The sequence below is a fragment of the Streptomyces sp. NPDC006134 genome (genome assembly GCF_040628835.1).
Lineage (GTDB): Bacteria > Actinomycetota > Actinomycetes > Streptomycetales > Streptomycetaceae > Streptomyces.
Genome location: NZ_JBEXTV010000118.1, coordinates 1 through 7073 on the forward strand (window position 1 = coordinate 1; position 7073 = coordinate 7073).

6 protein-coding genes are annotated in these 7073 nt (G+C 70.4%); 5 read left to right on the top strand and 1 reads right to left on the bottom strand.

Going from position 1 to position 7073, the window contains the following annotated elements:
- Window positions 1-380 precede the first annotated feature (380 nt).
- The 3 genes from ABZ340_RS36005 (at window position 381) to ABZ340_RS36015 (ending at window position 4098) form a co-directional block, all read left to right on the top strand.
- Complete coding sequence (locus ABZ340_RS36005) at window positions 381-2321, top strand: ATP-binding protein (RefSeq protein ID WP_358786111.1); 1941 nt, start codon at window positions 381-383, stop codon at window positions 2319-2321.
- 75 nt (window positions 2322-2396) lie between these two features.
- Entirely contained in the window at window positions 2397-3719 is a 1323-nt protein-coding gene (locus ABZ340_RS36010; protein WP_358786112.1) for an SUKH-4 family immunity protein, read from the top strand.
- 46 nt (window positions 3720-3765) lie between these two features.
- Entirely contained in the window at window positions 3766-4098 is a 333-nt protein-coding gene (locus ABZ340_RS36015; RefSeq protein ID WP_358786113.1) for a hypothetical protein, read from the top strand.
- A 33-nt stretch (window positions 4099-4131) separates the two neighbouring features.
- Here the strand turns inward: ABZ340_RS36015 and ABZ340_RS36020 are convergent, their stop codons facing one another.
- Window positions 4132-4572, bottom strand: coding sequence for a hypothetical protein (locus tag ABZ340_RS36020; protein ID WP_358786114.1), 441 nt, complete (start codon window positions 4570-4572; stop codon window positions 4132-4134).
- Between the two features lie 107 nt (window positions 4573-4679).
- Between ABZ340_RS36020 and ABZ340_RS36025 the strand changes: the two genes are divergently transcribed.
- Both ABZ340_RS36025 and ABZ340_RS36030 read left to right on the top strand, forming a co-directional pair.
- Entirely contained in the window at window positions 4680-5336 is a 657-nt protein-coding gene (locus tag ABZ340_RS36025; protein ID WP_358786115.1) for a hypothetical protein, read from the top strand.
- Between the two features lie 213 nt (window positions 5337-5549).
- Window positions 5550-6134, top strand: coding sequence for a hypothetical protein (locus ABZ340_RS36030; RefSeq protein WP_358786116.1), 585 nt, complete (start codon window positions 5550-5552; stop codon window positions 6132-6134).
- Window positions 6135-7073 lie beyond the last annotated feature (939 nt).

Below are 7073 nucleotides of genomic sequence, written 5' to 3' on the forward strand. Positions count from 1 at the left end.
GTCGACAACCCATCTACCAGGAGCTTCACCTCTTCCTCAACGCCGCCCCCACACCAACCGGCCGGTCCCTCAGCCAGGTTGGAAACGGCTCAATGCCTTTCGAGGTCTGGTACCTGGGGGAAAGCCGACGAGGACGAGGCCGAGGAGTACACCGAAGGCGTTCCCGACACGTTCACGGCGGCCGGCAACCTCTCGGTCCACCCCGGCCCCATGCTCGCGGAAGATACCCATGGCCACGACTGGCTCGCCCCCACCCCGACATACCAAACTCCCGCTTCAAGGGCTCCCCGTCCATCTGAAGCCCGTACCGGCCACCGGCCTGAACCGCCCGACAGTCGAAAACCTTCGCACACGTCCGCGCCAACGGAGGACGGAAATCCATGACCGATTCAACCGGCGGCCACACTCCGCACCCCCACATAGGTGGCCGTATCAACGCCCTGCGTGCGCTCACCGCCTGGCGCACGGCACGGCCGGGGACGCCTCGGGTGGTGGCCTTGACGGGTAATTCCGGCAGTGGCCGCTCACGGCTGCTCACCGGGTTTCTGATGCTCTGCGACCCGGAGTCCCGCAAGCGACTGGACCTCGATCGGCTCGACCCGTCCAGCGTGCCGCCTGAACTGCCCGCGCCCGCCGCAATGAATGCGCGCGGGCTGACAGCCCAGCAATTCCTCTGGGCCCTCGCCGATCACTACGAGCTGCCGGCGGTCCGCACCGAGGACATCTACGCAGAGCTGGCAGTCATCGGCGAGCCCGTGTCGCTCGTCGTTCTGGACGTGGAACAGGCGGGCCCGGTCAGGCACACGGACGAGCCCTCCGTACTCGTACGCCACGTGCTCACACCGCTCGCCGCCCTCGACTCGGTCCGCCTTGTGGCGGAGCTGCCGCGGCACCTCGTCACCGAACTGGCCGCAGACCTGCCGCCCGGTACCGTGCAGATCATCGATCTCGACGAGCCGCAGTGGGCCGACCCCGAAGGGCTCGTACGGCACGCCCAGGCGGCGCTGAGTCCTCAATTCGCCGGATGGAAGTTGCCGTTCGCTGAGGACCCCGAGGACCGGCGCGCCCTCTCCGCGGCCATCGGGCGCCGTGCGGGCACCAGCCCACTGGTCGTCCAGCTTGCGGTCCAGAGCATGCTCACCGCTCCCGAAGGCTTCGACCCCGCCGAGGAGAGCCACCTGCCGGCCTCGGTGGGAGAGGCGCTCGATCTGCACGCCCGGCGGCTCGGTACCGACCCGCGGACGCTGCGGCTGATGCTGGCCCCGCTCGCCCTCGCCGAGGGCGACGGCATACCCGTCCACCTGTGGACGCGGCTGGCGAGCGCGGTCGCCGGGCAGGACATGAGCCGGGCCGTCGCGGACGGGATGCTGCTCACCGGTCCGTTCATGCAGCCCACGGAGCGGAAGGCGGACGGAGACGGAGACGACCACTGGAGCAGTGGGCGTACGCTGCTGCGCCTGCTGCACCCGGCCATCGGCGAGGAGATCCGCGCCGGCCTGCCGAACGTCCGCGCCGCCCAGACGCAGATCGCGATGGCGCTGCTGGAGGCCGTACCGGAGCAGGACTGGAGCAAGGCCGACCCCTACGTACGCGATCACATCGCGGGCCACACTCTGGCGGCGGGCCTGCTGCCCCAGCTCCTCACCGACCCCGGGTTGTTCGTCCACGCCGACCCGGTGCCGCTGCGGGCCGCCGTCGAGGCCGTCCCCCCGGAGACGCTCGGCGCGCCCGCCCGCACCTACCTGCGCACAGCACCCCTGCTCACCCGCTACGAGCTCTCCGAACTGTGGCGTGCCGCCCTGCTGGAGACGGCGTTCGTCGAGGACGGCCTGCCCGAGTACGCCGACGCCGTCCGCCGGCTCGGCCTCGACCTGCCCTGGCGGACCCTGTGGAGCCTGCCCGTCACCGGCATCAGCGAAGTGGCGGTCGGCAACCTCCCCGACGCCGAGGCATCCGCGGCCCGCGTGGCGGTGCTCGTCGTACCACCGGGAACTCCCGGCGCGCACCCGATGGACGAGGGGGGCGAGTCCGCAGTGCTCGTCCACGGCCTCGTACGACCGGACGTCCCCGGCAGCGTGGACCTCGGGCAGATCCTGCGCCCGTCCGAGGAGGAGCGGGCCGCCGCCCCGCTGGGGCTGAGCCGCGGCGCCGACTACCTGCGCGTCTGGGACCGGGCGAGTGGGGAGGTCGTGGCCGCACTGATCTCCGACGTCCCGTTCACCTCCGCAGATCTCTCCCCCGACGGCATCCTCGTCGTCGCGACCGAGCGCGGAGCGAAGGCCCTCCGCATCCGATCGACGGACCCGGCGATAGCCTCGTAGAGGCATACCGCCCGTTCTCTTCCATCCGCTCGGCCTCCTCACCCTCTCGACCGACCACCTCGAAGGAGCCCCCCCGTGATCAGCCAGGAGCAGGCGCTCGCCGTCGCCGACCGTTGGCTCAACCCGGAAGGCTCGGCGGAGCCGCGCCGCGAGGTGCGGATGCAGGAGTTCGACCTGGGCTGGGTCGTATGGTCCGCGCCCGCGGAATCCGGGCGCGCCCCGGAGACAGGGGAACGGCGGCCGCCTGCCGAGATCGGCGACGCGTGTGGGGTCGTGGACCGGCGTACCGGCGAGCTGTCGGTCTGGCCGTCGGTGCCGGTCGAGGAAGTCGTACAGATGTACCGACAGAAGCACGACGGCACGGCGCCGGACGCGCCCGAAGGCGCCCGTCCGGTCACCGGCCCCGGCAACACCGCCGTCTTCACCTACGTCGACCCGGCGAACGGTGAGGAGACCACCCTCTACCGCACCTCCGCCCCGGGCCTGCCTCCCGCCGAGTACCAGGCGTGGGCCGAGCTGCAGCGGATGAACGTACCCGTCGGCAATGTCCTCGCCGTTCACACCGACCTGCGTCCCAGCCTGCTCCCCGGCGGCTACACGGCCGAACTCCTCAACGCCTTCCCCAACGCCCGGCTCTCCTACTCTCAGACCTACGGTGCCCGCCCCGAGGCACGCGCGGAGGGCATCGCCGCACTGGTCGAGCAGGTCGAGACGATGCACCGGATCGCGGGCCAGCAGCCGCCGCCCCGCCCGCACCGCCTCCCGGTTCCCGCCCGGGTGACACCTGCGGAGCCGATGCGTGACGTGGCCCTGGGCCACCACCTCGTCGAGGTCTTCGGCCCGAAGGGCGTACGCCGCTACGACGCCGACGACATCGCCGCCGACCCTCTGCCCGAGACCACCATGTCGACACTCACTTGGGCAGGGCTCCCCACCGATCTTCCGCTCTTCTTCACCGCCGACCGGCCCGACGCGCCTCCCGCCGGCGGCCTGTTCACCGATGTCGCCACGAATCTGCGCGAGCGACGCAGCCCGGCCGGCGAGGAGAAGATCGGTGCCCTGGCGCACCTGGTCCGGATCGGTTTCGACGGAGTCGCGGTCGTGGCGGTGCAGTGCCGACCGGGTACGGGACAGCCGGACGGCCTCGGCACGGTCTGGGCGGTGGACCCGGTCACCGCCGCGGCTCGCTACGTCAACGGCTCGGTGGCCGCCTTCTCCCGCTGCCTGGCGCTGCTCGCCACGGCACGGCAGCGAATGCGAGGCCTGGACCCAGTCGCGGCCGGCGCGGAAGTCGCGGCCCTGCAGGAACGGTTGGTGGTCGTCGACACGTCCGCGCTGGCGCATGCGGACGCCTGGTGGTCGCTGATCGTCGAGCAGATGTGGCACGGGCTGTTCTGACCGGCCTTCCGAAGAACCCCACCGAGAGAACCAAGGAGACCAACCCGTGACTGCGGACAACCCGGCCAACCCAGCACCGCCGACCAGCCCCGAGCAAGCCCTCGACATCGTGCGCAGCCGCTACGCGCAGCCCGAGCTGCCCGACGGCACCCCCGTCCAGCTGCGCGTCGAGGAATTCGACATCGGATACCTGGTGTACGCGGAGTTCCCCCCTGCCACGGACGCCGCCGGCCGGCCCCGGCCCGCTCCACCCGGCGGCAGCAAGATCGTGGTCTCCAAGGAGACCGGCGAGACCGTCACCGTCCCCAACTACCCGACCGAGACGGCCATCGCGCTGTACCGCGGACAGCGCCAGGCACCTCGCCACCCCGGCGTGTAGCGGACACATACGTCCGAATGTCCTACTGCCTGGTCAGTACAGCGAGAATCCGCCGTTGTGCCGTCCTTGGCCCTTGTTCCTCTGCTGCGAGGACTGGTCCCCGGCGCGTCCCGGCTCGGACGCCCTCGGGGGCGCCCCGGAGGGGCCGTCGCTCGCCGGTGCCTCTCCACTCCTGATCTGCTCGCGTTCCTCCTCGGACAGCGACTCCCACTGACCGCGCAGGGACGCCATGCCTCCGCTGCTCAGGGCTCGTGCCACCGCCGGGTCGTCCAGCGCGTCGCGCAGAGCGAGGCGGCCGGAGAGCAGCTTCTTCGCCGCTTCCCTCATGTCCTTGCCCGCGGCATCGGTCTCGGACAGCTTGCGCAGGGCGGAGTTCAGAGAACGTATCTGCTCCGGTTCCAGTGCCTCGTCCAGCACACCGCGGTCCGGAGGAGAGCCGTGCGGGTTCGGCGAGTTCTGGGTTCGCCTGGTCATGTCGCTTCTCCTCACTGTTCCTCGCGTCTCACCACCTGAAGTATCTCCCGTCACGCGCGGCTGCCATGCTGGCCCCACTGGCAGAAGAGGAGAAAGACCACATCGTCATGGCTCGCACACAAGGCACCGGAAAAGGCGCCGGCCCGGACCGCTCCCTCACCGGATGCGTCACGCGGGCCTTGGGCCGCCTCGGACGCGTGGGCGGCCTGGTCTTCCTCCTGGCGGGCCTCGCCCTGAGCGGATGGGGCACGTACGAAGGGGTCTATGCGGCGGGATGGGCGGGCACGCACGGCACTCTCATCGTGAAGCAGTGCGAGGTGAGCTACCCCCACAACGCCTCACGCAGCAGCCGCAAGAACCGTCGGCCCGTCCGGTGCCGGGGAACGTTCGTGTCCGAGGACGGCAGGAGCGAGGACGCGGACGCCGCGGTGCGGGTCAGGCAGCGGTATCCGCAGGGCACGGAACTGTCGGTGCAGCAGTCGGTCCCTCCCTCGACGGCGACCTCCGGGGATGCCGGCTACGTCCAGTCCGGCATGAACCGGGCCTGGCGTTGGTTCGGCGTCTTCTTCGGCGGCTGGGTTCTCACGGGGCTCGGCGTCTTCTGTCTCGTCACGGGTTACGCGCCGTTCGGCCGAAGCCGCATCTCGTACGATGCGGCGTGGGAAGCGTCGGGGCGGGGAGCGACGCGACCGGCCGTGATCTCGATGCCCGGGGTGGGACTCGTCGGAGCCGGGGTGTCGTTCCTGATCGGCTACTTCTTCTGAGCAATGCCGCCCCGCAGCATCGACGAGGGCCTTGGAGCAGCGGACGATCGGGCGTGAACGGGGGTCTCCGTGTCCGGCACGATCCCTCCGGCCGCGTGCACGGCCCCTCCGACCGCGTGACGGAGTTCGCTAAGCTCACACACCATGTCGTCCCCGCATGCTCCCTCCCCCGCGCCGGATGCCACAGTGATCCATACCGGTCGCCGCGGCGCCATGACCGGATTCCCCTGTTCCGTCCTCCTCATCGCGATCGGCGCGGTCGGCGTCTGTGGCGCCGTCGTGGTCGCCACCGGGAACCAGAAGGGCGAGTCCACCGTCGCGGGGTTCGCGGGTCTGGCATTCATGGTGGTACTCGGTATCATCGGTGTGTTCCTCTTCATCGCCCAGTGGGCGAACCGCCGTACCAGGGTCCTGTTCGACCACACGGGCCTATGGGTGGAGAACGGCAACCGGCGGAACGTCATCCCCTGGCAGACCCTGGCCGGAGTCGGCCTTTACTGGAGCAGATTCGGCCGCAGTCGGAAGGTGTACTCCCTGGAACTGCTCCCCGACGGCCCGATCGACCGGGATGACCCGGTTCTGTGGACGCTGGTGCGCGACGAGGACCCGCCGCGCCCCGGCCTTCCCCGCCTGCGTTATCGCCTGCCCTTCCCCGCCGCCTGCCGACAGCAGGTGCTCACGGCGGTCCAGCAGCACGTCCCCCAGCTCTGGCTCGGGGAATCCGAGCGTCCGGCGGGCCACGTCGGCCGTCCCGACGTCAAAGGACACCGTCAGCGCACCCGGAGCCGTACGCCGTGAACGGCCTTGTGCCCTGAACCCGACGGTTCCCGGCCTTCGGCCCACGCCCGGGCCGAAGGCCCGGGCGCCGTACCACCATCGAGAACGCCCACAGGGTGAACCTGGAGCCGGCCATCGCACTGTGCGGCTGTCATCAGCGATGCCGTCGTCTCAGTGTCCCCGACACGCATGCCAACGCCCGTGATATCCGTCGACGTAGTGACCGCTACGGCTTTTGAACACAGTGGTGCCCCGCAACGGATTCATGGCAGCAACTCTCCGGGGATGCCCGGGGAGGGATCCCACGTCACGCGGACGGCTGTGCTCCTGTGTGGTTCTCCTCGCCGGATGAGGGTGTTCGCACCGTCCGTGTCGCGCTGACGGGGTGCCTTCCGTCGTATCGGCGTCGCTGCCGAACGAATTCGAGTGGGTCCCGCAGATGCTCGGCTGCTCTGGTCGACGGCGAGCGAGGACAAGTTCCGGGAGTCCGCCCGGTTGTGGCAACCGATTCCGAGGTGCTCCAGGGAATGGGGGACGGCGGCCGTCCGCCGAGACCGGCGGTCTCCGTGCCCTTCACTCGTCCCTCTCCGGCTCCGGCGGCCTCTCCTGCTCTCCCTGGTAGCTTGCTGCCCCCGCCCGTCCACTCCGTGAGGGGGACAATGAGCCAACCACCGTTCCAGCCGCCACCTCCACCGACACAGCCACCGCACCCCCGCACAGCCAGCCTGCTCCGCCCCAGCGGCAACCGGGGTTCGGCCCGCCACCCGCACCCGCACAACCTCCGCTGCAGACCGGAGTGCCGCCCGTTCTGGGGCAGCCCGCCATGTACCCGGGGCCGCCACCCGCCCCGGGCCAGCCACCGGTGTGAGCTGACCTCGGTTTCGTGGAGTCCTTGAAGCCAGGCTTATGGTCCTGGCCCGAAGGAGAACCACGAGCTGTGCCAGCACCGCGTAAGTACCT